We start from the raw sequence: 21,242 nt of genomic DNA on the forward strand, positions 1-21,242 counted from the left end.
TTCTCTACACGAATAACGTAAACCACCAGGATTTAAGAGGTGCGCAATGAGTGCAACAGCATCGACAGCGCCGCAGAATAAATCACTCGAGTGGATGAACCGCCTTCGCGCGAATCCTAAAATCCCGTTGATCGTGGCAGGCGCTGCCGCAATTGCGATCCTTGTAGCGATGGTCCTGTGGGCGAAAAGCCCTGATTACCGGACGCTCTACAGCAATCTTTCCGATCAGGATGGCGGCGCCATCGTCACCCAGCTTACCCAGATGAACATCCCTTATCGCTTTGCCGATAATGGCGGTGCGCTTGAGGTACCGGCAGATAAAGTGCACGAACTGCGTCTGCGTCTGGCTCAGCAGGGGCTGCCGAAGGGTGGTGCGGTTGGCTTTGAGCTGCTGGATCAGGAAAAATTCGGTATCAGCCAGTTCAGCGAGCAGGTGAACTACCAGCGTGCGCTGGAAGGTGAACTGGCCCGCACCATTGAAACATTAGGCCCGGTGAAGAGTGCCCGCGTGCATCTGGCGATGCCTAAACCTTCTTTATTTGTCCGTGAACAGAAATCACCTTCGGCTTCCGTTACCGTAAACCTCGAACCTGGCCGCGCGCTCGACGAAGGGCAAATCAGCGCGGTGACGCATCTCGTCTCCAGCGCCGTCGCCGGCCTGCCGCCGGGTAACGTGACGCTGGTCGACCAAAGCGGTCACCTGCTGACGCAATCCAATTCCGCCGGTCGCGATCTGAATGATGCGCAGCTGAAATATGCCGCCGATGTCGAAAACCGTCTCCAGCGCCGTATTGAAGCCATCCTCGGCCCGGTCGTGGGTAACAGCAACGTGCACGCGCAGGTCACCGCGCAGATCGACTTCGCGAATAAAGAACAAACTGAAGAACAATACAGCCCGAACGGCGATGCGGCTCAGGCGGTCATGCGTTCACGCCAGATCAATTCGAACGAACAGGTCGGCGGTGCATACCCAGGCGGCGTGCCGGGCGCGCTGTCTAACCAACCTGCCCCGGCCAACGCGGCACCGATTTCAACGCCGCCGGCCAATCAGCAGAACGGTCAGCAAAATAATCAGCAGACCACCTCAACGGCCAACAGCGCCGGTCCGCGTACCAGCAGCCGTAACGAAACCACGAACTACGAAGTGGATCGGACGATTCGCCACACTAAGCTGAACGTGGGCGATATTCAGCGTCTTTCCGTTGCGGTAGTGGTGAACTACAAAACGCTGGCGGACGGCAAACCGCTGCCGTTGACCGCCGAGCAGATGAAGCAGATTGAAAACCTGACCCGTGAAGCGATGGGTTACTCCGAGAAGCGCGGCGATACCCTCAACGTGGTGAACTCACCGTTCAACTCGGTTGAAGAGACCGGCGGTGAACTGCCGTTCTGGCAACAGCAGGCGTTTATCGACCAGCTGATGTCCGCAGGACGCTGGCTGCTGGTGCTGATTGTCGCGTGGCTGCTGTGGCGTAAGGGCGTTCGTCCGCAGCTCCAGCGTCGTGCTGAAGCCGAAAAAGCGGCTCGCGAACAGATGAACACGCGTCAGGAAACGGAAGAAGCTGTTGAAGTTCGCCTCAGCAAAGATGAACAGATGCAGCAGCGTCGTGCTAACCAGCGCATGGGCGCTGAGGTCATGAGCCAGCGCATTCGCGAAATGTCAGATAACGATCCGCGCGTCGTGGCGCTGGTCATCCGCCAGTGGATGGGTAACGAACATGAGTAATACGCTTACGGGCACCGATAAAAGCGTCATCCTGCTGATGACCATTGGCGAAGATCGCGCGGCAGAGGTGTTTAAGCACCTCTCCCAGCGAGAAGTGCAAATTCTCAGTGCGGCTATGGCCAACGTGCGTCAGATCTCCAACAAGCAGCTGACCGAAGTGCTGTCGGAATTTGAGCAGGAAGCCGAACAGTTTGCCGCGCTGAACGTCAACGCCAACGACTACCTGCGTTCCGTGCTGGTCAAGGCGCTGGGCGAAGAGCGTGCTGCCAGCCTGCTGGAAGACATTCTGGAAACGCGCGATACCGCCAGCGGTATCGAAACGCTCAACTTCATGGAGCCACAGAGTGCCGCCGACCTTATTCGCGACGAGCACCCGCAGATTATCGCCACCATCCTTGTCCACCTCAAACGTGGCCAGGCGGCCGATATTCTGGCGCTGTTCGAAGAACGCCTGCGCCACGATGTGATGCTGCGTATCGCCACCTTCGGCGGCGTCCAGCCGGCCGCGCTGGCGGAGCTGACCGAGGTGCTGAACAACCTGCTCGACGGTCAGAACCTCAAGCGCAGCAAAATGGGCGGCGTGAGAACGGCGGCGGAAATCATCAACCTGATGAAAACGCAGCAGGAAGAAGCCGTCATTACGGCGGTTCGCGAGTTCGACGGCGAGCTGGCACAGAAAATCATCGACGAGATGTTCCTGTTCGAAAACCTCGTGGAAGTGGACGACCGCAGCATCCAGCGCCTGCTCCAGGAAGTGGACTCCGAGTCGCTGCTTATCGCCCTCAAGGGCGCCGAGCAGCCGCTGCGCGAGAAGTTCCTGCGCAACATGTCCCAGCGTGCGGCCGATATCCTGCGCGACGACCTTGCAAACCGCGGCCCGGTTCGTCTGTCTCAGGTGGAAAACGAACAGAAAGCCATTCTGCTTATTGTTCGTCGTCTGGCGGAAACCGGCGAGATGGTGATTGGCAGCGGAGACGACACCTATGTCTAATGAGCTGCCGTGGAAGCGCTGGACCCCGGACGATCTGGCGCCTCCCCTCTCCGAGTTCACGCCGGCCGTCATCGCAACCGAAGAGCTTGACCCGGACGTCGAGCAGCCCGAGCTGACCGAAGAGGAGCAGCAGGCACAGAGGCTGGCTCAGCTACAAATGCAGGCGCACGAGCAGGGCTATAATGCCGGTCTGAACGAAGGCCGGCAGAAAGGCCACGAGCAGGGGTATCAGGAAGGTCTGACGAAAGGGTTAGAGCACGGTATCGATCAGGCGCGCCAGCAGCAGGCGCCGATCCATGCCCGCATGCAGCAGCTGGTCAGCGAGTTTCAGCACACCCTGGACGCGCTGGACAGCGTGATTGCCTCGCGACTGATGCAGATGGCGCTGGAAGCCGCGCGTCAGGTTATCGGCCAGACGCCCGTGGTGGATAACGCTGCGCTGATCAAACAAATTCAGGGTCTGCTTCAGCAGGAGCCGCTGTTCAGCGGGAAGCCTCAGCTGCGCGTCCATCCGGACGACCTTCAGCGCGTTGAAGAAAGTCTGGGTGCTACGCTTAACCTGCACGGCTGGCGTCTGCGCGGCGACCCGACGTTACATCACGGCGGCTGCAAAGTCTCTGCCGATGAAGGCGATCTGGATGCCAGCGTCGCCACCCGCTGGCAGGAACTGTGCCGCCTGGCGGCACCGGGAGTCGTCTGATGACCGCACGCCTCACCCGCTGGCTCACCACGCTCGACAACTTTGAAACCAGGATGGCGCAACTGCCATCCGTTCGTCGGTATGGACGGCTGACGCGCGCCACCGGTCTGGTTCTCGAAGCCACCGGCCTGCAGCTTCCGCTGGGCGCGACCTGCGTGATTGAGCGTCAGGATGGTCTGGAAACGCGTGAAGTTGAAAGCGAAGTGGTCGGGTTTAACGGCCAGCGTCTGTTCCTGATGCCGCTTGAAGAGGTGGAAGGCATTCTGCCCGGCGCGCGCGTGTATGCCAAAAACATTTCTGGCGACGGGCTGCAAAGCGGGAAACAGCTGCCGCTTGGCCCTGCCCTGCTGGGCCGCGTGCTTGACGGCAGCGGTAAACCGCTCGACGGGCTTCCCTCCCCGGACACCACCGAAACCGGCGCGCTGATCACCCAACCGTTCAACCCCCTGCAGCGAACCCCTATCGAGCATGTGCTGGACACCGGCGTGCGTCCGATTAACGCCCTGCTCACCGTGGGACGTGGGCAACGTATGGGCCTGTTCGCCGGGTCAGGCGTGGGTAAATCCGTCCTGCTCGGCATGATGGCGCGCTACACGCAGGCCGACGTGATCGTCGTGGGTCTGATCGGCGAGCGTGGTCGTGAAGTAAAAGACTTTATTGAAAACATTCTGGGCGCGGAAGGCCGCGCCCGCTCGGTGGTCATTGCCGCGCCGGCGGATGTGTCGCCGCTGCTGCGTATGCAGGGTGCAGCTTATGCCACCCGTATTGCCGAAGATTTCCGGGACCGCGGCAAGCACGTGCTGCTGATCATGGACTCCCTGACCCGCTACGCGATGGCGCAGCGTGAAATCGCGCTGGCCATCGGTGAGCCACCGGCGACCAAAGGTTATCCGCCTTCGGTATTCGCCAAACTCCCTGCGCTGGTGGAACGCGCGGGGAACGGCATCAGCGGCGGCGGCTCCATCACCGCATTCTATACGGTACTGACGGAAGGCGATGACCAGCAGGACCCGATTGCCGACTCCGCGCGCGCGATCCTTGACGGTCATATTGTGCTGTCGCGTCGTCTGGCCGAAGCCGGGCACTACCCGGCCATTGATATCGAAGCCTCTATCAGCCGCGCAATGACGGCGCTGATTACCGAGAAGCACTACGCCCGCGTGCGTAGCTTCAAACAACTGCTTTCCAGCTTCCAGCGCAACCGCGATCTGGTCAGCGTGGGGGCGTATGCCAAAGGCAGCGACCCGATGCTCGACAAGGCGATTAGCCTGTGGCCGCAGCTGGAGGCATTTTTGCAACAAGGCATTTTTGAACGCGCCGACTGGGAAGATTCAATTCAGGCACTGGAGCTGATTTTCCCGCAGGTGTAACACAGGTGGAGGGCGAAGGTCATGGCGCAAAACAGCGCGTTATCAACGCTGAAAGATCTGGCTGAAAAAGAAGTTGATGATGCCGCATTGCAGCTAGGCGCAATGCGACGCGGGTGCCAGCAGGCTGAAGAACAGTTGAAGATGTTGATCGACTATCAGCATGAATATCGCACCAACCTCAATACCGATATGACACAGGGCATTGGAAGCCAGCGCTGGATTAACTATCAGCAGTTTATCCAGACGCTGGAGAAGGCGATAGATCAGCATCGCCAGCAGCTTAACCAGTGGACCCAGAAAGTCGATACCGCGCTGAATTTCTGGCGCGAGAAGAAGCAGCGACTGCAGGCCTGGCAAACCTTACAGGACCGACAGATCGCGGCAACGACCCTGGCGGAAAACCGTCTGGATCAGAAGAAAATGGATGAGTTTGCCCAGCGCGCATCAATGAGGAAACCGGAATGATCACACTGCAACAACTGCTGATGAGAGACAGCGACCTGTCAGGCGGCACGCAAACAGGGAAAGGCTCCGACGGTGCACAGGACTTTCTCTCTCTGCTGGCGGGCGCCCTGTCGGACGCAACGGGCAAGGGCAAAGATGCGCCGCTGACCCTGGCTGACCTGAAAGCCGCCGGCAGTAAACTGTCAAAAGTAGCGCAGGACGCCAAAGGTGATACCACCCTGCAGGCCAAAATTGCCGACCTGCTCTCGCGCCAGACCGCGCTGAATGGCGATGAAACGTCGCCCGTTACGTCGCTTGATGCGCTGGTTTCCGGGCTGGTGCCGCTGTCTAAGGGCGACGCACTGAAGACCCTCAATGCGGCGAACAGCAAAGATGATGGTAAAAGCGAGCTGAGCGAAGAAGAACTGGCCGGATTAAGCGCGCTGATGGCGATGCTGCCGCACCAGCAAACTACCGCCTCTCGCCAGGCAGGCAGTGACGGCGTTACCGCCACCTCAACGCTGAATTCCTCGACGCTTTCGCAAAACGGCGTGGGCCAACCGTCCCTGAACGCGTCTGCGGGAAGCCACGATAAAGCGCAGCTCTCTGCGCCTTACCAGAGCCAGGTGAAAAACAACGAACCCGCCCTGTCGGGCAACGCGTCTGCTACACCGGCCGTGACCCCGGCCGGTGAGAAGCAGGAACTTGCCAGTTCGTTCTCCTCATCATCCCCAACCGCCACCCTGGCACCGATTATGTCCAGCCATGCGACCAGTCAGACGGCCGCCACCGTCGCCACCGCGCCGGTGTTAAGCCAGCCTCTGGGGACCCACGAATGGCAGCAATCCCTGAGCCAGCACATCACCCTGTTTACTAAGCAGGGCCAGCAGACGGCAGAGCTGCGTCTGCACCCGGAAGATCTGGGTCAGGTGCAAATTTCGCTTAAGCTGGATGATAACCAGGCGCAGCTGCAGATGGTCTCTGCGCACAGCCATGTTCGTGCGGCACTGGAAGCCGCGCTGCCGGTGCTGCGGACCTCACTGGCGGAAAACGGCATTCAGCTTGCCCAGAGCAGCGTCAGCAGCGAGAGCTTCACCGGGCAGCAGCAGTCCTCATCCCAGCAGCACCAGGCCTCGCGTTCCGACAACTCCGGCGGTTTTAATGAAGAGAGCGATGAGTTACTGCCAACCCCTGCCGCCCTGCAGTCCGCAGCGCGCGGTAACAGTGCCGTAGACATCTTCGCCTAAACGCCAGAGGTAGCGTGATTATCCCCGTCTTTTCCACGCTTTGACGACAGCAGGACACGGGATAATCACCTTATTAAGCTGTACCGAAACAGGAAGCTCGTATCAGATGACTGACTCCGCTATCACCAAAAAAAGTAAGCGTTCCATCTGGATCCCGCTGCTGGTGTTGATCACGCTCGCCGCCTGCGCCACAGCGGGCTATAGTTACTGGCGTATGCAGCAGGAACCTACCACCGCTGCGGCCAAAGCTGAAGCGCCACCTCCGCCGGCTCCAGTGTTCTTCCCGCTGGATACCTTCACCGTTAATCTGGGTGATGCGGATCGTGTGCTTTACGTTGGCATTACGCTGCGCCTGAAAGATGAAGCCACCCGTTCACGTCTGAACGATTACCTTCCAGAAGTGCGTAGCCGTCTGCTGCTGCTGTTCTCTCGTCAGGACGCTTCGGCGCTGGCAACCGATGTGGGTAAGCAAAAGCTGGTCGACGCCATTAAACAAACGCTGGCGACCCCGCTGGTAAACGGCCAACCTAAGCAGGAAGTCACTGACGTTCTGTATACAGCATTCATTCTGCGGTAACGACATGGGCGACAGTATTCTTTCTCAGGCAGAAATCGATGCGCTGCTCAATGGCGACAGCGATAAAAGTGATGATCCGCAACCGGGTATTGGCGGCGATAGCGATATTCGTCCCTATGACCCGAATACCCAGCGTCGCGTGGTACGTGAGCGTCTGCAGGCGCTGGAGATCATTAACGAACGTTTTGCACGTCAGTTCCGTATGGGGCTGTTTAACCTGCTGCGTCGTAGCCCGGATATTACGGTCGGTGCGATCCGCATTCAGCCGTATCATGAGTTTGCCCGCAACCTGCCGGTGCCAACCAACCTTAACCTGATTCATCTGAAGCCGCTGCGCGGCACCGGTCTGGTGGTGTTTTCCCCAAGCCTGGTGTTCATTGCGGTGGATAACCTGTTTGGCGGAGACGGGCGTTTCCCGACCAAAGTAGAAGGTCGTGAATTCACCCACACCGAACAGCGCGTCATTAACCGCATGCTGAAGCTGGCGCTGGAGTCATACAGCGACGCGTGGAAAGCGATTAACCCGCTGGAAGTGGAGTACGTGCGTTCTGAGATGCAGGTGAAATTTACCAATATCACCACCTCCCCGAACGATATCGTCGTTAACACGCCGTTCCACGTGGAGATCGGTAACCTGACCGGCGAGTTCAACATCTGCCTGCCGTTCAGCATGATCGAACCGCTGCGCGAGCTGCTGGTGAACCCGCCGCTGGAGAACTCCCGCAACGAAGATCAGAACTGGCGTGAAAACCTGGTCCGTCAGGTCCAGCATTCGCAGCTTGAGCTGGTGGCGAGCTTCGCCGATATCCCGCTGCGGTTATCTCAGATCCTGAAATTACAACCCGGCGATGTTTTGCCGATAGAAAAACCCGACCGCATTATTGCCCATGTGGATGGTGTCCCCGTGCTGACAAGCCAGTACGGCACGATTAACGGTCAGTATGCGTTACGCGTTGAGCACTTGATCAACCCGATTTTGAATTCGCTGAATGAGGAACAGCCCAAATGAGTGACATGAACAATCCGTCCGATGAAAACAGCGGAGCACTGGACGATCTGTGGGCTGAAGCGTTAAACGAGCAACAGGCGACCCCGGCCAAAAGTGCAGCCGATGCCGTATTCCAGCAGCTTGGTGGCGGCGACGTCAGCGGCACGCTGCAGGACATCGACCTGATTATGGATATCCCGGTTAAGCTGACCGTTGAGCTGGGACGCACCCGTATGACCATTAAAGAGCTGCTGCGCCTGACGCAGGGTTCCGTGGTGGCCCTTGACGGTCTGGCCGGCGAGCCGCTGGATATTCTGATCAACGGTTATCTGATTGCCCAGGGTGAAGTGGTGGTGGTTGCCGATAAATACGGCGTGCGTATCACCGACATCATTACCCCGTCTGAACGTATGCGTCGTCTGAGCCGTTAACATGAAAACCCAGGCAACAATATCACAGCCTGCTGCCGTTCCCGGCTCGCCTCTGCTCCAGGTGAGCGGGGCATTGTTCGGTATTATTGCCTTTATTCTTATCGCCGCCTGGCTGGTGAAGCGCTTTGGCCTGGCGGGGAAAACCGCCGGCGCCCACGGGCTGAAGGTCAGCGCCAGCACCACGCTGGGACCTCGTGAACGCGTGGTCATCGTCGAGGTGGACGATGCGCGCCTGGTCCTGGGAGTAACGGCTTCAAACATCAGCGTATTACATAAGCTGCCGCCCGCCCCTGCTGCGGTGGACGAGCGTGCAGAGACCCCTGCGGATTTCCAGTCCGTGATGAAGAGTTTGCTTAAGCGTTCCGGGAGATCCTGATGCGCCGTTTGTTATCCCTGACGCTTGCGGGCGTTGGCCTGTTTGCTCCCGCGGTCTATGCGCAGCTGCCCGGTCTGGTTTCAACCCCTCTCGCGGGCGGTGGCCAAAGCTGGTCGCTTCCGGTTCAGACGCTGGTATTCATCACCTCGCTGACGTTTATTCCGGCCATCCTGCTGATGATGACCAGCTTCACCCGCATCATCATCGTTTTTGGTCTGCTGCGAAACGCGCTGGGAACGCCTTCCGCACCGCCAAACCAGGTTATGCTGGGGCTGGCGCTGTTTTTGACCTTTTTCATTATGTCGCCGGTGATCGATAAGATTTATACCGACGCCTATCAGCCGTTCAGCGAAGACAAAATCTCCATGCAGGAGGCGCTGGATAAGGGCGCACAGCCGCTGCGGGAATTTATGCTGCGCCAGACGCGCGAAGCCGATCTGGCCCTCTTTGCCCGCCTTTCCAACACCGGCGAGCTGCAGGGACCGGAAGCAGTGCCAATGCGTATTCTTCTGCCTGCCTATGTCACCAGCGAGCTGAAAACCGCGTTCCAGATTGGCTTTACCATCTTTATTCCGTTCCTGATTATCGACCTGGTGATCGCCAGCGTTCTGATGGCGCTCGGGATGATGATGGTGCCGCCCGCGACCATTGCCCTGCCCTTTAAGATCATGCTCTTTGTACTGGTTGACGGCTGGCAGCTGCTGGTCAGTTCTTTGGCGCAGAGTTTCTACAGTTAAGGAACGGCAATGACACCCGAATCGGTCATGATGATGGGCACGGAAGCGATGAAAATCGCGATTGCCGTTGCCGCACCGCTGCTGCTTGTCGCGCTGGTTACCGGTCTGATTATCAGTATTCTGCAGGCCGCCACGCAGATTAACGAAATGACGCTGTCCTTCATCCCGAAAATCATCGCCGTATTCGTGGCGATTATCATAGCCGGGCCGTGGATGCTGAACCTGTTGCTGGACTATATGCGCAACCTGTTTACCAATCTGCCGTACATCATCGGCTGACCTGACGATGCTGCACTTCACCAGCGACCAGTGGGTTCAGTGGCTCGGCGTCTATTTCTGGCCGATGCTGCGCATCATGGCGCTGATATCCACCGCCCCCATTCTCAGCGAGAAATCGATACCCAAGCGTGTCAAAGTGGGGCTGGGGATTATCATCTCCATTATCGTTGCGCCCTCTCTGCCCCCCGTGGATATTCCGATCTTCTCGGCAAATGCGGTGTGGGTGGCCTTGCAGCAGGTGATGATTGGCGTCGCCGTTGGCTTTACCATGCAGCTCGCCTTTGCCGCGGTGCGTACCGCAGGGGAACTGATCGGTCTGCAGATGGGGCTTTCGTTCGCCACGTTTGTTGATCCTGGTAGTCATCTCAACATGCCCGTGCTGGCGCGAATTATCGATCTGCTCGCCATGCTGCTGTTCCTGTCGTTCAACGGCCATCTGTGGCTAATCTCCATGCTGGTGGATACGTTCCATACGCTACCGATTGGCGAAAATCCGGTGAACAGCAACGCTTTCCTCGCGCTTACTCGCGCTGCGGGGCTGATTTTCCTCAACGGGCTGATGCTGGCGCTGCCGATCATCACCCTGCTGCTGACCGTCAACCTGGCGTTAGGTCTACTCAACCGAATGGCGCCGCAGCTTTCAGTGTTTGTCATCGGTTTTCCGCTGACGCTGACGGTTGGAATTTTATTGATGTCATTACTGATGCCACTTATCGCTCCCTTCTGTGAACATTTATTCGGCGAGATATTCAACCTGTTAGCGGATATTGTCAGCGAGCTGCCACGTAAATAATAGCCCTCACTGTTATTATTGTCTTTCTGAGGATATTCCTAAAATAAAACGTGTAAAACATCTTCCAGGATATATCTGACGCGGTTTAATTGTTTCTAACCACCTCACAATACTTAATATTTACTTTACTTTAAGAAGATTCCTGGCAAATTATACGTAACTTTACGGGATAGTGAGTCCGCCTGAAAGTCTTTGTCATGCTCACAGGTTTATTATTTTTTTTCCATCCCGTATGGCTGTTTTGAGCTCTCAGGCAGATGGTGAATTATCGTTACGCATTGAGTGAGGGTATGCCATGTCAACGATCATTATGGATTTATGCAGCTACACCCGGCTAGGGTTAACCGGGTACCTGGCAAGCAGAGGGGTAAGAAAGAGAGACATCAACGATGCACACACCGTTGACGAACTCGCAGCCGCTTGTGACGAACTAAAACCAGGCGTGGTGTTTATTAATGAGGACTGTTTCATTCACGATCCAGCCAACAGTCAGCACATTAAGCAAATCATTAATCAGCATCCAAAAACCCTGTTTATTGTTTTTATGGCGATCGCGAATATCCATTTCGATGAGTATTTGTTGGTCCGTAAAAATTTATTGATCAGTTCTAAATCGATTAAACCCGAGTCGCTGGATGACATTTTGGGTGATTATTTGAATAAAGAAGTTAAAAATGTAGGAGCGGTTAACTTGCCCACCCTATCATTAAGCAGGACTGAATCAAGTATGCTGCGAATGTGGATGGCGGGACAAGGAACTATTCAAATCTCTGACCAGATGAATATTAAAGCGAAAACCGTTTCGTCACACAAAGGAAATATTAAACGGAAAATTAAAACGCATAATAAGCAAGTGATCTACCATGTGGTACGCCTGACCGATAATGTGACGAACGGGATTTTCGTCAACATGCGTTAGTCGCTTAAGACCCTGTGCACCCTACCTTTGATCTCTGGCCTGGCCAGAGATTTTTGCTTCCAGAGAGGTTGTCGGGCATGCGATGTGCTACCCGACCCCGTGCTACTCCGCCTTCTCGACAAAAATGCCGTCCGGATGCCCCAGTTCGTTAAAAAACCAGATGCCGAGCGGGTAGTCTTCAAGTGATACCAGGTACATTGTGCCTTCGCTAAACTCTTCAATTGCCAGCACCACGCCCGGGCGGCGCGGCCCACCGTCCGTTTTAACGGTTACCCGATCGTTGACCTTCATACATTCCTCCTCTGGTTTTGAGCCAGTGTAGAACAAAACGCAAAAACGCACATCGCCGCCCGACGTGATTGGCGTTTTTATGCACAGTCTATACTTACCGTTGGACACGGTTGAATGAGGAACCTCGTAATGAAGACCGATAAAGAGTACAGCGACACCATCAAGCGTGAAGTCGAGGTGGATGTCGATGCCCTGCTGGCTGCCATCAATGAGCTCAGTGAGTCAGAAGTCCGCCGGTCGGACGACAATTCAGACCACGTCATTGTCAACGGAAGGGATTATCACACCTATCGTGAGCTGGCCGAGGCTTTCGAGCTTGATATTCACGACTTTAGCGTGTCTGAAGCCAATAGGTAGGGCGAAAAAAATCCCGGTCATGGGGATGACCGGGATCAAAACTTGCTTATGCAAGAAGCACTTGAAAATTCGTTACACCAGGAAATCTGATGTACAAGCCACACTATCTCCAACGAATTTGGCTGACAAGCATATATTCTTATGATGAATATAATATTTTTAACATTATGCTTTTTGTTATGAGTAATAACATACGCCGAATGCGGGTTTGCCAGGGGCATCCCTCATTTCTCCGGTTTTCGCCTCAATCATTTTTTAGGAATTTTCTTAGGGCGAAATGCATCTGCTACCAGGAGTCGCTATGCCTTCACTGCGGGATACCTTGCTGATTTTTTCCGACCTGGATGGCTCGTTGCTGGATATTCATACCTATGACTGGCAGCCCGCCATGCCCTGGCTGGACAGGCTGCAGGATAACCAGATTCCGATCATTCTCTGCAGCAGCAAGACCGCGGCAGAGATGCTGGATCTCCAGCTGGATCTGGGGCTTGAAGGCTTGCCTTTTATTGCCGAGAACGGCGCGGTGATACAGCCTGACGTGCGCTGGGATAAGGTTCAGCGCCAGATCGGAGGGATGACGCACCGGGATATTTGCCCGCGAATCGAGCAAATTCGCCTGCAGACGGGCTTTAAATTCACCACTTTTGACGACGTGGATGAGCACGTTATCAGCGAGTGGACCGGACTGACGCGCTACCGTTCGACGCTTGCCCGCAAGCATGAAGCGTCCGTCACGCTCATCTGGCGCGATACCGACGAGAAACTGGTTCAGTTTGAAGAGGCGCTGGCGAATGTTGGCCTGAAATGCCTGCAGGGGGCGCGCTTCTGGCATGTTCTGGACGCCCGCTGCGGCAAAGACGTTGCGGTTAACTGGCTGATTGAGCAATACCGCGATCGGGAAGAGATTGAACCTACCACGCTGGGACTCGGCGACGGTCCCAATGATGCGCCGCTGCTCGACAGCGTTGATTTCGCGGTGGTAATTAAGGGCATTAACCGCCAGGGCATCCGGCTGCGGGACGATAACCCTGCCCGGGTTTATCACACCCGGCAGCCCGGTCCGGCGGGCTGGCAGGAGGGGCTGGATCACTTCCTGTCCTGATCCCGTCATACGACCCTGTTACGCCCGCTCTGTTTGGCCTGATACAGCCGGGCGTCCGCCACCGACTGCAGCTGTTCAAACTCGTAGTTACCCGCTTCATCCGCGCTGCTGACCCCCAGCGACGCGCTGACGCGCTGAGTCGTGCTCTTCTTCACCAGGATCTCCTTACTGTTGATCCGGCAGCGTATACGGTCGGCGACGCTTCTCGCCTCCTCCAGTCCGATCCCCGGCAGGACGACGCAAAACTCTTCCCCGCCTACGCGCCCTGCCACATCATTCTTGCGTAACGAGCTGGCAATCAGTCCTGCCGTATGTGAGAGCACTTTATCCCCGGCCTGATGGCCGAAGCGGTCGTTGGTATTTTTAAAATGGTCGAGATCGATCTGAATCACCGAGAACGGCAGCGACTGCTGGCGACAGGTTTCCGCCAGCATTTTTGCGCGGTCGAACAGCGCACCGCGGTTATTCAACCGGGTAAGCGGGTCATGCCAGGCCTGCCACTGGAGCGAGTGCTGAAGCGTGTACATGTTACTCACCATGCGGCGGATCACCAGCCACGAGATCAATAGCATGGCGGTAAACAGCGCCCACAGCAGTGCCAGCACAATGCTGATGCTGCCGAAGTCGTCCTGTACCCCTTCGTGCAGGGTGTGGATCCGCAGAACAACGCCGTCGAAGTGATCGAGCCGCTCCCAGCTGACAAAACGGCTTCCGAGGCGGATCCCGCCGCCGTTCGCGTGCTCAATCGCCTGCGCAATCTGCGCCGTTTCGCGTTCGTCAAAATGGTTCACCGCGTTTCCCGTATGGGCAGAGGTGGCAATCATATTGAGCCGGGTATCGTACAGCTGATACTCCCCTTCCGTTCGGTCTTCCGTCGCATCAGCCAGCAGACGCTGCATCGTGCTCAACGTAAAATCCATCGCCACGACGCCATACCAGTAATGATCGAAATAGATGGGAACGCTGGCGGTGATCGTACGTTCACCGTTGGTCCAGGATGAAGGCGTGGAGATGAACCAGCGCACCGCGCGTGCGCGATTGTTCCGTTCTGACTGCTGGGTAAACCAGGACTGCGTGACAAGATGGTAATAGCGGGAGGTAATGTCGCCTGCCCGATCCGGCGTATCCGTGGAAATGAAAAATCCGGCGCGGGACACGTAGATCACGCGCGCTTCCGTTTGCGCTCTCGATGACGCCAGCCTGAGCAGATACCCCACTTCCAACGCGGCAGAAATTTCATGACTGATGCGCTCGGCGTCACGATTCAGAAGCGTGGTTTTTTCGACGAATGCATCCGAAACGCCGTTAATGGGAAGGGTGCGTTTTTTATCGACGGCAAGCTGCCAGGTGGGGAGCTGGCGAACGGTGTTAAAGCGTGAAACCGCATTCTGAAGTACGTCAAATGCCAGCGGCGTCTGAATCGCATCATGCATACCCTGACGGAACAACAGCATCCGGTCCACGCTGTTCTGCAACTGCCTGTCCAGCGAACTGGCCACCGTGTCCAGATGGTTTCGCTGGCTTGAGATGTACGCCTCTTCCAGGACCACCACTTCACGCCAGGTCAGTAGAGTGGAAAATACCAGAACAACCAGAAAACAGAGATTAACAATCAACCCCGGATTGATACGCTTATGCAGCCACTGCAAAAAAGATTGTCTTACAACAAAGGTATCGCGCTGCACACACACTCCCTGATCGCTGCCTTACACCCGGTACGTGAGATAAAAACGCCCGGCAAAGCCGGGCGTTATGTGATTAAGCCTTGTCCCGCTTGTGCTGCCCGTCTCCCGGCTGAAGCTCCTCTTCACGGAATGCTTCCCGCTTGATGCTGTAGCCATCGTGCCACCGACACTCCACCATTCCGCTGGAATACCCGGTGACGATCATACGTGGGCCGCCCTTTTTAGGCTTAACTTCATCACTGACCAAAAAGACCATACCTGCCTCCTGTATCAGGGTGAAACTTTTTCAATTTAGACGAGGAATGGTCTTTTTGCATCCTGCCGCGGGTAACAATTAGTGCGACGTGCCGCGTATTTTCTCAACCAGCTTCACCGCCGCGACAACGATAGCGCCAATGATAAAGCCCAGTACAAGATTCAGCAGCGTGGGCAGAATCGCGGCGACCAGGGCCCCCTGCGCCGCGGAGAAATGCTCGATAGCATGGTGCAGCGGCGCGATACCGTGAACCAGGATCCCACCGCCCACGAGGAACATCGCCAGCGTGCCTACCACCGACAAACTCTTCATCAGCCACGGGGCCAGCACCAGCAGGCTTTTGCCGATGCCTCTTGCCACCGCGCTCGATTTTTCTTCCAGCCAGTAGCCGATATCATCCAGCTTGACGATCAGTCCCACTAGGCCGTAGACGCCGACGGTGACCAGAATGGCGATGCCGGAGAGGATCAGAACCTGATTCAGGAGCGGCGAGTCAGACACGATGCCCAGCGTAATGGCGACAATCTCCGCGGACAGGATAAAGTCGGTCCGAATGGCGCCTTTGACCTTGTCGCGCTCGAAGGTTTTCGGATCCTGAGCGGCAAGCGCTTCAAGACGCTGCTGGCGCATCTCCGGGGTATCGCTCTGCTTGCGGGCGCTAAAGGAGTGCAGCACCTTCTCCACGCCCTCGAAGCAGAGAAATGCGCCGCCAATCATCAGCAACGGGGTGATGGCCCACGGAATAAACGCGCTGATCAGCAGCGCCAGCGGCACCAGAATCACCTTGTTCAGGAAGGAGCCTTTCGCCACGCCCCACACCACCGGCAGTTCACGGTTTGCCCTCACCCCGCTTACCTGTTGGGCGTTAAGCGATAAATCATCTCCCAGCACGCCTGCGGTTTTCTTCGCCGCCAGTTTCCCCATCACTGAAATATCATCCAGTAAGGTCGCAATATCATCCAGCAATGTTAACAAGCTACTTCCTGCCAAAATCCTAATCCTTCATTTTTTGGTAATTAAGTGAATAGTATGGAGCAAAAGCGCAAACCCGGAAACACCCACCTCGCGTCAACAAAAAATTCACCTCAGCCACACAATTAAAGGGCTCGCCAGCGAGATAGTTTTCGCGTTTACTATCAGCGACCTTTTTATTTCGTCGTGAGGGATTATGCGTTTCCGGCAATTGCTACCGCTCATCGGGGCACTCTTTTCGCTGTACATCATCTGGGGTTCAACCTACTTTGTCATTCGCATCGGCGTGGAAAGCTGGCCACCACTGATGATGGCGGGCATTCGCTTTCTCTCGGCTGGCGTGTTGCTGCTGGCCTTCCTGCTGCTGCGCGGGCATAAACTTCCCTCTCTGCGCCCGATGCTGAATGCCGCCCTGATTGGCCTGCTGCTTCTGGCGGTGGGAAATGGGTTTGTAACGATTGCCGAGCACAGGAACGTACCGTCCGGGATCGCCGCCGTGGTCGTTGCCACCGTACCGCTGTTTACCCTCTGCTTTAGCCGCCTTTTCGGTATCCGAACCCGCAAGCTGGAATGGCTGGGGATTGGTATTGGCCTTGCCGGCATCATTCTGCTGAATAGCGGCGGTAACTTGAGCGGGAATCCGTGGGGCGCAGTCATCATCCTGATTGGCTCGATGAGCTGGGCGTTTGGTTCCGTCTACGGTTCGCGTATCGAACTGCCGGCCGGCATGATGGCGGGCGCGATTGAGATGCTCGCCGCCGGGATTGTACTGCTGCTTGCCTCCACGCTGACGGGAGAAAAGCTGACGACCCTGCCGCCGCTGTCGGGCTTTCTGGCGGTAGGCTACCTGGCGCTGTTTGGTTCTATCATCGCAATTAACGCCTATATGTTCCTTATCCGTAATGTCTCTCCGGCTGTCGCCACCAGCTATGCCTACGTCAACCCGGTCGTGGCCGTGCTGCTCGGGACTGGATTGGGGGGAGAAACGCTCTCTTCCGTTGAATGGCTGGCATTAGGGGTGATTGTTTTTGCCGTCGTGCTGGTCACCCTGGGCAAATATTTACTGCCCGCAAAACCGGTAGTCACGCCTTGCGAGGTGGAGAAACCTTAAGCAGGTGAATACCCTTCGTGTCGATCTGCGCGGTCTGGCCGCCGCCGCAGATCCACTCTTCCAGCCGTTCGGTCAGATCGGTATCGTTCAGTTTTAATCTGCCTCTCAGCGCACACTCCCAGACGATCAGCACCCGCCAGCCCTGCGCAATCAGCGCGCTGAGGTCCCGGCTGTCACGCTCGACGTTCTTGCCAATTTTATTCAGCCAGAAATCGGTACGCGTCGCGGGGACTTTAAACAGGTAACAGTCGTGGTGGTGCCAGAAACAGCCGTGGGTAAAGATGATGCACTGCCAGGCGTCGATGACGAAATCGGGGCGTCCCGCAAGCGCGGGATCCTGCACGCGGAAGTCAAACCCCGCCTGCGTCAGCAACGCGGCCAGGCGCTTTTCAATGGCGGTGTCACGCGTGCCGATGGCACGCATGTTTTTGCTGCGCGTCGTCTTATCGTGAACGTCCGTCATTGACGGCCTCACTCTGGCGGAGCGCCACCGCCTGTCTGATGCGCGAGGAAAGCAGTTTTGCTACGGCCGCGAACGCAGGAACCACAACAGAATTACCGAACTGTCGATACGCCTGAGTATCCGAAACCGGAATCCGGAAGCGGTAGCCCTGCGGGGTCTCAAATCCCATCAACCGGGCGCACTCCCGCGGGGTTAAGCGCCGCGGGCGATGGCGCTGGTTGTGCGGATCGTCGAAATCTCTTTCACCCAGCGCTTTGTCCCAGCCTCTGTCGATCAGGATTTCCGCGCCGTCTTTATAGTAGCGAGCAGACAGCGTGCGGGTGACGCAGTGCGGATCGTTCGGGTTTACCATTCCAAAACCGAAGCCGTTGCCTTTCGCCTGATGCTTCTTGGCATAGTGGTAGAGGTATTTCCACAGCACTGGGGTAAGGATAAATTTCGCGTCGACGACCGGTTCCAGCAGGTCAGCCACGGTGGGACGGCGCTCGGGATACAAAGACGGGATATCCCGCAGGGTGAAATCACCCTTGAGATTGAGATCGCGGCGGAACCCCACCAGCACGATACGTTCGCGATGCTGGGGCAGGAAATGTTTGCCATCAATAATTTTAGGATCGTCCGCACCCATGTCCTGTGAATCGGCCACGTCATAACCCAGCTCATCCAGCGTCTGCATGATAATGCGGAAGGTTTTTCCGCCGTCGTGGCTCTTTAGATTTTTGACGTTTTCCAGCACAAAGATGGGCGGGCGACGGGCGTCAATAATGCGCGCCACATCAAAAAACAGCGTTCCCTGCGTATCGCAGGCGAAACCGTGGGCCCGTCCAAGGGCATTCTTTTTAGAGACACCGGCCAGCGAGAAGGGCTGACAAGGGAAGCCTGCCAGCAGCACGTCATGCGCCGGGATTGTCTGACGAATGTGCTCGGCGGCCTGTTCATCGCTGACGCCGCTTTTATGGCTCAGGGTCACATCGCGGATATCCGCGTTGAAATGATGCTCGTTCGGATCGCAGTACCAGTTAGCCTTGTAGGTTCGTACGGCATGTTTGTTCCACTCGCTGGTAAACACGCACTGTCCGCCGATAGCTTCAAAACCGTGTCGAATACCACCGATACCGGCAAATAGATCGATAAAGCGGAAGGCATAGTTTGGGTGCGCAGCAGAAGGACGCGGAAGCAGGTTTTGCAGATAACGAAACTCGCCTTCACTCAGGCGACGCCCCGCGCGTTCGCTGGTCAGCAGACGTTTAAGGATCGCCGGGCTCCAGTGGCTCTCGCCGTGCGCTACCAGCAAATTGGCCAGCGTTTTAGCATCATAGATATCCAACAGCTGGCGCAGTAACGCTTGCACCGTTGCCGTTGATTTCTCAGCCTGCTCAGGCGCGGGCTCAGTCACTGATCGATTTTCCTGCATTCTTTTAACCGGAGAATAAAGACTGGGGACAGATTACCACAGTTCAATTGCGCAAACTGCGACGGAAGTGGCTCAACACCTGGCTATCCAGCCCGATGCAGTCGCCGTGTAATTCGGCACTGAGTTTCGCCATAAACTGGATCAGGAAATCGGCATTGTGACGTGCCAGCTCGCGGCCCATTTCCGTTTGCATTGTATCAGGCAATCGCAGCAGCTTGGTCTGAAAATGGTCGAGGGCAAACGCACGGTCGTCAAGTGTACGCGCGTCGGCAAAGGGATCGTCAGCATCAAAAAGCGGCACGCCCAGTGCGCCCGAGACGGCAAAGACGCGCGCCAGGCCGATAGCGCCTAAGGCTTCCAGCCGGTCTGCGTCCTGCACGATTTTGGCCTCCATACTCTGCGGCGCAATCCCGGCGCTGAAGCTGTGCGCCTCAATCGCGTGAGTAACGGCGGCAGCGTGCTCTGGCGGGAAGTCAGGGAAGTCGCAGCGCAGAATGTCACGCGTCCTGCGCGCTGCCAGCTGTGATGACCGGCTGCGTTCGGGATGGTTTTTCGGCAGGCTGACAATATCGTGGAAATAGCATGCGGTCAGGATCACCAGCGGCTCTACCCTCTGGCGATCCATGATTTTTTGCGCCGTCATCCAGACCCGACGAAAATGCGAAATATCATGTGCGGTATCGTCGGTACTGTGGTTTTCCTCGAGCCAGCGCTCAAATCTTTGCTGCCACCGGGCAAGTTCCATCGTCATATCCTGTTGTTTAAAAGAGCAGGAATTATAACACAGCGAATTAAACCAATTAAAAAACAGAACACCGAAATACTTAATAATAATTATACCATGTAAATTCAATAGATTAATTCATTTGAAAAATGAAGAGATTAATAGAGATATTTGGCAATATTTCATCGAATTTAATTACATTTATTTTTGAAACTAAATAACATCTTCTGGAATAGTATCGCCCCCGTAATTACGGAGAGTAATTACATATATTTATATAAATTATCCTTTAAGGGAATATATAATAAAAAGAAAAGCTCTGGCAATTGTGGTACCCGCTTTATTAATGGCAGGCGCAGCAAATGCGGCTGAAATGTACAACAAAAACGGCAACAAAGTTGACCTGTACGGTAAAGTCGATGCGCGTCACACCTTCTCTGACAACGCTGGCGACGACGGCGACGAAACCTATGTGCAGATTGGTTTCAAAGGCGAAACCCAGATCGCTAACGACCGGATCGGTTACGGCCAGTGGGAATACAAAACCTACGCTAACGATACCGAAGGCGCGGGTGACAAATCGTTTAACCGTCTGGCATACGCTGGTCTGAAATATGGCGAATACGGTTCATTTGATTATGGCCGTAATTACGGCGTCCTGTACGACGTAGAAGCCTGGACCGATATGCTGCCAGTATTTGGCGGTGACTCTTACACCTGGACCGATAACTTTATGAACGGTCGTGCTAACGGTCTGGCCACCTACCGTAACCAGGATTTCTTCGGTCTGGTTGAGGGTCTGAATTTTGCGCTGCAGTATCAGGGTACAAACGAAGGTCAGGCGCCGGTTTTGCCGGTGGCGATAAAGCTGAAGCCTGGACCGTTGGCGCAAAATACGATGCAAACAACGTTTACCTGGCGATGATGTATGCGGAAACCCGCAACATGACGCCAATCGGTAGCGTGGGTATCGCTAACCAGACTCAGAACTTTGAAGCGGTTGCACAGTACCAGTTCGACTTCGGTCTGCGTCCTTCCCTGGCATGGGTTTATTCAAAAGGTAAAGACCTGGACGGTCAGGGATTCAATCAGGATCTGGTTAACTACATCGACCTGGGCATGACCTTCACCTTCAACAAAAACTTCTCCACCTATGTTGATTACAAGATCAACATGCTGGATGACGATGAAGCGCTGTATGACGCACACGGTATTTCCACCGATGACATCGTCGGCGTCGGCATGACCTACCAGTTCTAATATCTAAAAATACCAAAGGCCGCATCTGC

24 protein-coding genes and 1 pseudogene are annotated in these 21,242 nt (G+C 55.9%); 18 read left to right on the forward strand and 7 right to left on the reverse strand.

The features are described 5' to 3' along the window. Positions 1 to 46 precede the first annotated feature (46 nt). From fliF to rcsA, 14 genes are all read left to right on the forward strand, one after another. On the forward strand, positions 47 to 1,726 hold the full coding sequence (fliF, locus tag KGP24_RS14520) for a flagellar basal-body MS-ring/collar protein FliF (RefSeq protein WP_223560902.1): 1,680 nt from the start codon (positions 47 to 49) through the stop codon (positions 1,724 to 1,726). Continuing rightward, positions 1,719 to 2,717: a flagellar motor switch protein FliG gene (fliG, locus tag KGP24_RS14525; RefSeq protein WP_008500327.1), complete on the forward strand. Its 999-nt coding sequence runs from the start codon at positions 1,719 to 1,721 to the stop codon at positions 2,715 to 2,717. The genes fliF and fliG overlap by 8 nt, the downstream gene beginning before the upstream one ends. Next, positions 2,710 to 3,417 carry a flagellar assembly protein FliH gene (gene fliH, locus KGP24_RS14530; protein WP_223560903.1) on the forward strand — a complete coding sequence of 236 codons (708 nt, stop codon included), beginning with the start codon at positions 2,710 to 2,712 and terminating at the stop codon, positions 3,415 to 3,417. The genes fliG and fliH overlap by 8 nt, the downstream gene beginning before the upstream one ends. Next, on the forward strand, positions 3,417 to 4,787 hold the full coding sequence (fliI, locus tag KGP24_RS14535; protein WP_223560904.1) for a flagellar protein export ATPase FliI: 1,371 nt from the start codon (positions 3,417 to 3,419) through the stop codon (positions 4,785 to 4,787). Before fliH ends, fliI begins: the two co-directional genes overlap by 1 nt. A 21-nt stretch (positions 4,788 to 4,808) precedes the next feature. Next, positions 4,809 to 5,252: a flagellar export protein FliJ gene (gene fliJ, locus KGP24_RS14540; protein WP_023312304.1), complete on the forward strand. Its 444-nt coding sequence runs from the start codon at positions 4,809 to 4,811 to the stop codon at positions 5,250 to 5,252. Continuing rightward, a complete protein-coding gene (gene fliK, locus KGP24_RS14545; protein ID WP_223560905.1) occupies positions 5,249 to 6,478 on the forward strand; it encodes a flagellar hook length control protein FliK in 1,230 nt (409 codons plus the stop codon). The genes fliJ and fliK overlap by 4 nt, the downstream gene beginning before the upstream one ends. Before the next feature lie 106 nt (positions 6,479 to 6,584). Continuing rightward, positions 6,585 to 7,055 carry a flagellar basal body-associated protein FliL gene (fliL, locus tag KGP24_RS14550; protein WP_023312306.1) on the forward strand — a complete coding sequence of 157 codons (471 nt, stop codon included), beginning with the start codon at positions 6,585 to 6,587 and terminating at the stop codon, positions 7,053 to 7,055. A 4-nt stretch (positions 7,056 to 7,059) separates the two neighbouring features. Beyond that, on the forward strand, positions 7,060 to 8,064 hold the full coding sequence (gene fliM, locus KGP24_RS14555; RefSeq protein WP_008500320.1) for a flagellar motor switch protein FliM: 1,005 nt from the start codon (positions 7,060 to 7,062) through the stop codon (positions 8,062 to 8,064). Further along, a complete protein-coding gene (gene fliN, locus KGP24_RS14560; protein WP_223560906.1) occupies positions 8,061 to 8,474 on the forward strand; it encodes a flagellar motor switch protein FliN in 414 nt (137 codons plus the stop codon). The genes fliM and fliN overlap by 4 nt, the downstream gene beginning before the upstream one ends. A 1-nt stretch (position 8,475) precedes the next feature. Continuing rightward, complete coding sequence (gene fliO / locus KGP24_RS14565; protein WP_223560907.1) at positions 8,476 to 8,850, forward strand: flagellar biosynthetic protein FliO; 375 nt, start codon at positions 8,476 to 8,478, stop codon at positions 8,848 to 8,850. Then, the gene (fliP, locus tag KGP24_RS14570; RefSeq protein WP_047345993.1) at positions 8,850 to 9,587 is read left to right on the forward strand and encodes a flagellar type III secretion system pore protein FliP; all 738 of its coding nucleotides are present in this window, start codon (positions 8,850 to 8,852) and stop codon (positions 9,585 to 9,587) included. The genes fliO and fliP overlap by 1 nt, the downstream gene beginning before the upstream one ends. Positions 9,588 to 9,596: 9 nt before the next feature. Next, the gene (fliQ, locus tag KGP24_RS14575; protein ID WP_058841433.1) at positions 9,597 to 9,866 is read left to right on the forward strand and encodes a flagellar biosynthesis protein FliQ; all 270 of its coding nucleotides are present in this window, start codon (positions 9,597 to 9,599) and stop codon (positions 9,864 to 9,866) included. 7 nt (positions 9,867 to 9,873) lie between these two features. Then, on the forward strand, positions 9,874 to 10,659 hold the full coding sequence (gene fliR, locus KGP24_RS14580) for a flagellar biosynthetic protein FliR (protein ID WP_008500314.1): 786 nt from the start codon (positions 9,874 to 9,876) through the stop codon (positions 10,657 to 10,659). Between the two features lie 295 nt (positions 10,660 to 10,954). Then, a complete protein-coding gene (gene rcsA, locus KGP24_RS14585) occupies positions 10,955 to 11,578 on the forward strand; it encodes a transcriptional regulator RcsA (protein ID WP_008500313.1) in 624 nt (207 codons plus the stop codon). A gap of 102 nt (positions 11,579 to 11,680) precedes the next feature. On the opposite strand, the gene dsrB is transcribed toward rcsA, so the two are convergent. Beyond that, entirely contained in the window at positions 11,681 to 11,869 is a 189-nt protein-coding gene (gene dsrB / locus KGP24_RS14590) for a protein DsrB (protein WP_013097741.1), read from the reverse strand. Positions 11,870 to 11,998: 129 nt separating this feature from the next. Between dsrB and yodD the strand changes: the two genes are divergently transcribed. Both yodD and KGP24_RS14600 read left to right on the forward strand, forming a co-directional pair. Then, a complete protein-coding gene (gene yodD, locus KGP24_RS14595) occupies positions 11,999 to 12,226 on the forward strand; it encodes a YodD family peroxide/acid resistance protein (RefSeq protein WP_223560908.1) in 228 nt (75 codons plus the stop codon). Positions 12,227 to 12,527: 301 nt separating this feature from the next. Beyond that, entirely contained in the window at positions 12,528 to 13,328 is an 801-nt protein-coding gene (locus tag KGP24_RS14600; protein ID WP_223560909.1) for a mannosyl-3-phosphoglycerate phosphatase-related protein, read from the forward strand. 5 nt (positions 13,329 to 13,333) lie between these two features. On the opposite strand, the gene dgcQ is transcribed toward KGP24_RS14600, so the two are convergent. The 3 genes from dgcQ to KGP24_RS14615 form a co-directional block, all read right to left on the reverse strand. After that, complete coding sequence (dgcQ, locus tag KGP24_RS14605; RefSeq protein WP_223560910.1) at positions 13,334 to 15,013, reverse strand: cellulose biosynthesis regulator diguanylate cyclase DgcQ; 1,680 nt, start codon at positions 15,011 to 15,013, stop codon at positions 13,334 to 13,336. 73 nt (positions 15,014 to 15,086) lie between these two features. Then, entirely contained in the window at positions 15,087 to 15,269 is a 183-nt protein-coding gene (locus KGP24_RS14610) for a DUF2158 domain-containing protein (RefSeq protein WP_223560911.1), read from the reverse strand. 78 nt (positions 15,270 to 15,347) lie between these two features. Beyond that, the gene (locus tag KGP24_RS14615; RefSeq protein ID WP_223560912.1) at positions 15,348 to 16,259 is read right to left on the reverse strand and encodes a DUF808 domain-containing protein; all 912 of its coding nucleotides are present in this window, start codon (positions 16,257 to 16,259) and stop codon (positions 15,348 to 15,350) included. Positions 16,260 to 16,437: 178 nt separating this feature from the next. Here KGP24_RS14615 and yedA point away from each other — a divergent pair, with 178 nt between their 5' ends. After that, positions 16,438 to 17,352 carry a drug/metabolite exporter YedA gene (gene yedA, locus KGP24_RS14620; protein WP_223560913.1) on the forward strand — a complete coding sequence of 305 codons (915 nt, stop codon included), beginning with the start codon at positions 16,438 to 16,440 and terminating at the stop codon, positions 17,350 to 17,352. On the opposite strand, the gene KGP24_RS14625 is transcribed toward yedA, so the two are convergent. From KGP24_RS14625 to KGP24_RS14635, 3 genes are all read right to left on the reverse strand, one after another. Then, the gene (locus tag KGP24_RS14625) at positions 17,324 to 17,815 is read right to left on the reverse strand and encodes a very short patch repair endonuclease (RefSeq protein WP_223560914.1); all 492 of its coding nucleotides are present in this window, start codon (positions 17,813 to 17,815) and stop codon (positions 17,324 to 17,326) included. The two genes, yedA and KGP24_RS14625, sit on opposite strands and share 29 nt — an antisense overlap. Next, positions 17,796 to 19,211: a DNA cytosine methyltransferase gene (locus KGP24_RS14630; RefSeq protein ID WP_282454299.1), complete on the reverse strand. Its 1,416-nt coding sequence runs from the start codon at positions 19,209 to 19,211 to the stop codon at positions 17,796 to 17,798. Before KGP24_RS14630 ends, KGP24_RS14625 begins: the two co-directional genes overlap by 20 nt. 61 nt (positions 19,212 to 19,272) lie before the next feature. Continuing rightward, positions 19,273 to 19,974, reverse strand: coding sequence for a phosphohydrolase (locus KGP24_RS14635; RefSeq protein ID WP_223560916.1), 702 nt, complete (start codon positions 19,972 to 19,974; stop codon positions 19,273 to 19,275). A gap of 283 nt (positions 19,975 to 20,257) precedes the next feature. Here KGP24_RS14635 and KGP24_RS14640 point away from each other — a divergent pair. Beyond that, positions 20,258 to 21,213: pseudogene (locus KGP24_RS14640) on the forward strand (porin). Positions 21,214 to 21,242: the final 29 nt, after the last annotated feature.

This window comes from Enterobacter sp. JBIWA008 (assembly GCF_019968765.1).
Lineage (GTDB): Bacteria > Pseudomonadota > Gammaproteobacteria > Enterobacterales > Enterobacteriaceae > Enterobacter.

Excerpts from the sequence above, each read along its gene's own strand:
- KGP24_RS14625 (WP_223560914.1), bottom strand. The coding sequence starts at position 17,815 with ATGACGGACGTTCACGATAAGACGACGCGCAGCAAAAACATGCGTGCC.
- fliK (WP_223560905.1), top strand. The coding sequence starts at position 5,249 with ATGATCACACTGCAACAACTGCTGATGAGAGACAGCGACCTGTCAGGC.
- fliR (WP_008500314.1), top strand. The coding sequence starts at position 9,874 with ATGCTGCACTTCACCAGCGACCAGTGGGTTCAGTGGCTCGGCGTCTAT.
- fliO (WP_223560907.1), top strand. The coding sequence starts at position 8,476 with ATGAAAACCCAGGCAACAATATCACAGCCTGCTGCCGTTCCCGGCTCG.
- fliM (WP_008500320.1), top strand. The coding sequence starts at position 7,060 with ATGGGCGACAGTATTCTTTCTCAGGCAGAAATCGATGCGCTGCTCAAT.
- fliJ (WP_023312304.1), top strand. The coding sequence starts at position 4,809 with ATGGCGCAAAACAGCGCGTTATCAACGCTGAAAGATCTGGCTGAAAAA.
- fliQ (WP_058841433.1), top strand. The coding sequence starts at position 9,597 with ATGACACCCGAATCGGTCATGATGATGGGCACGGAAGCGATGAAAATC.
- yodD (WP_223560908.1), top strand. The coding sequence starts at position 11,999 with ATGAAGACCGATAAAGAGTACAGCGACACCATCAAGCGTGAAGTCGAG.
- fliH (WP_223560903.1), top strand. The coding sequence starts at position 2,710 with ATGTCTAATGAGCTGCCGTGGAAGCGCTGGACCCCGGACGATCTGGCG.
- fliL (WP_023312306.1), top strand. The coding sequence starts at position 6,585 with ATGACTGACTCCGCTATCACCAAAAAAAGTAAGCGTTCCATCTGGATC.
- fliI (WP_223560904.1), top strand. The coding sequence starts at position 3,417 with ATGACCGCACGCCTCACCCGCTGGCTCACCACGCTCGACAACTTTGAA.
- fliG (WP_008500327.1), top strand. The coding sequence starts at position 1,719 with ATGAGTAATACGCTTACGGGCACCGATAAAAGCGTCATCCTGCTGATG.
- KGP24_RS14600 (WP_223560909.1), top strand. The coding sequence starts at position 12,528 with ATGCCTTCACTGCGGGATACCTTGCTGATTTTTTCCGACCTGGATGGC.
- KGP24_RS14635 (WP_223560916.1), bottom strand. The coding sequence starts at position 19,974 with ATGGAACTTGCCCGGTGGCAGCAAAGATTTGAGCGCTGGCTCGAGGAA.
- dsrB (WP_013097741.1), bottom strand. The coding sequence starts at position 11,869 with ATGAAGGTCAACGATCGGGTAACCGTTAAAACGGACGGTGGGCCGCGC.
- fliP (WP_047345993.1), top strand. The coding sequence starts at position 8,850 with ATGCGCCGTTTGTTATCCCTGACGCTTGCGGGCGTTGGCCTGTTTGCT.
- fliN (WP_223560906.1), top strand. The coding sequence starts at position 8,061 with ATGAGTGACATGAACAATCCGTCCGATGAAAACAGCGGAGCACTGGAC.
- fliF (WP_223560902.1), top strand. The coding sequence starts at position 47 with ATGAGTGCAACAGCATCGACAGCGCCGCAGAATAAATCACTCGAGTGG.
- KGP24_RS14610 (WP_223560911.1), bottom strand. The coding sequence starts at position 15,269 with ATGGTCTTTTTGGTCAGTGATGAAGTTAAGCCTAAAAAGGGCGGCCCA.
- yedA (WP_223560913.1), top strand. The coding sequence starts at position 16,438 with ATGCGTTTCCGGCAATTGCTACCGCTCATCGGGGCACTCTTTTCGCTG.
- rcsA (WP_008500313.1), top strand. The coding sequence starts at position 10,955 with ATGTCAACGATCATTATGGATTTATGCAGCTACACCCGGCTAGGGTTA.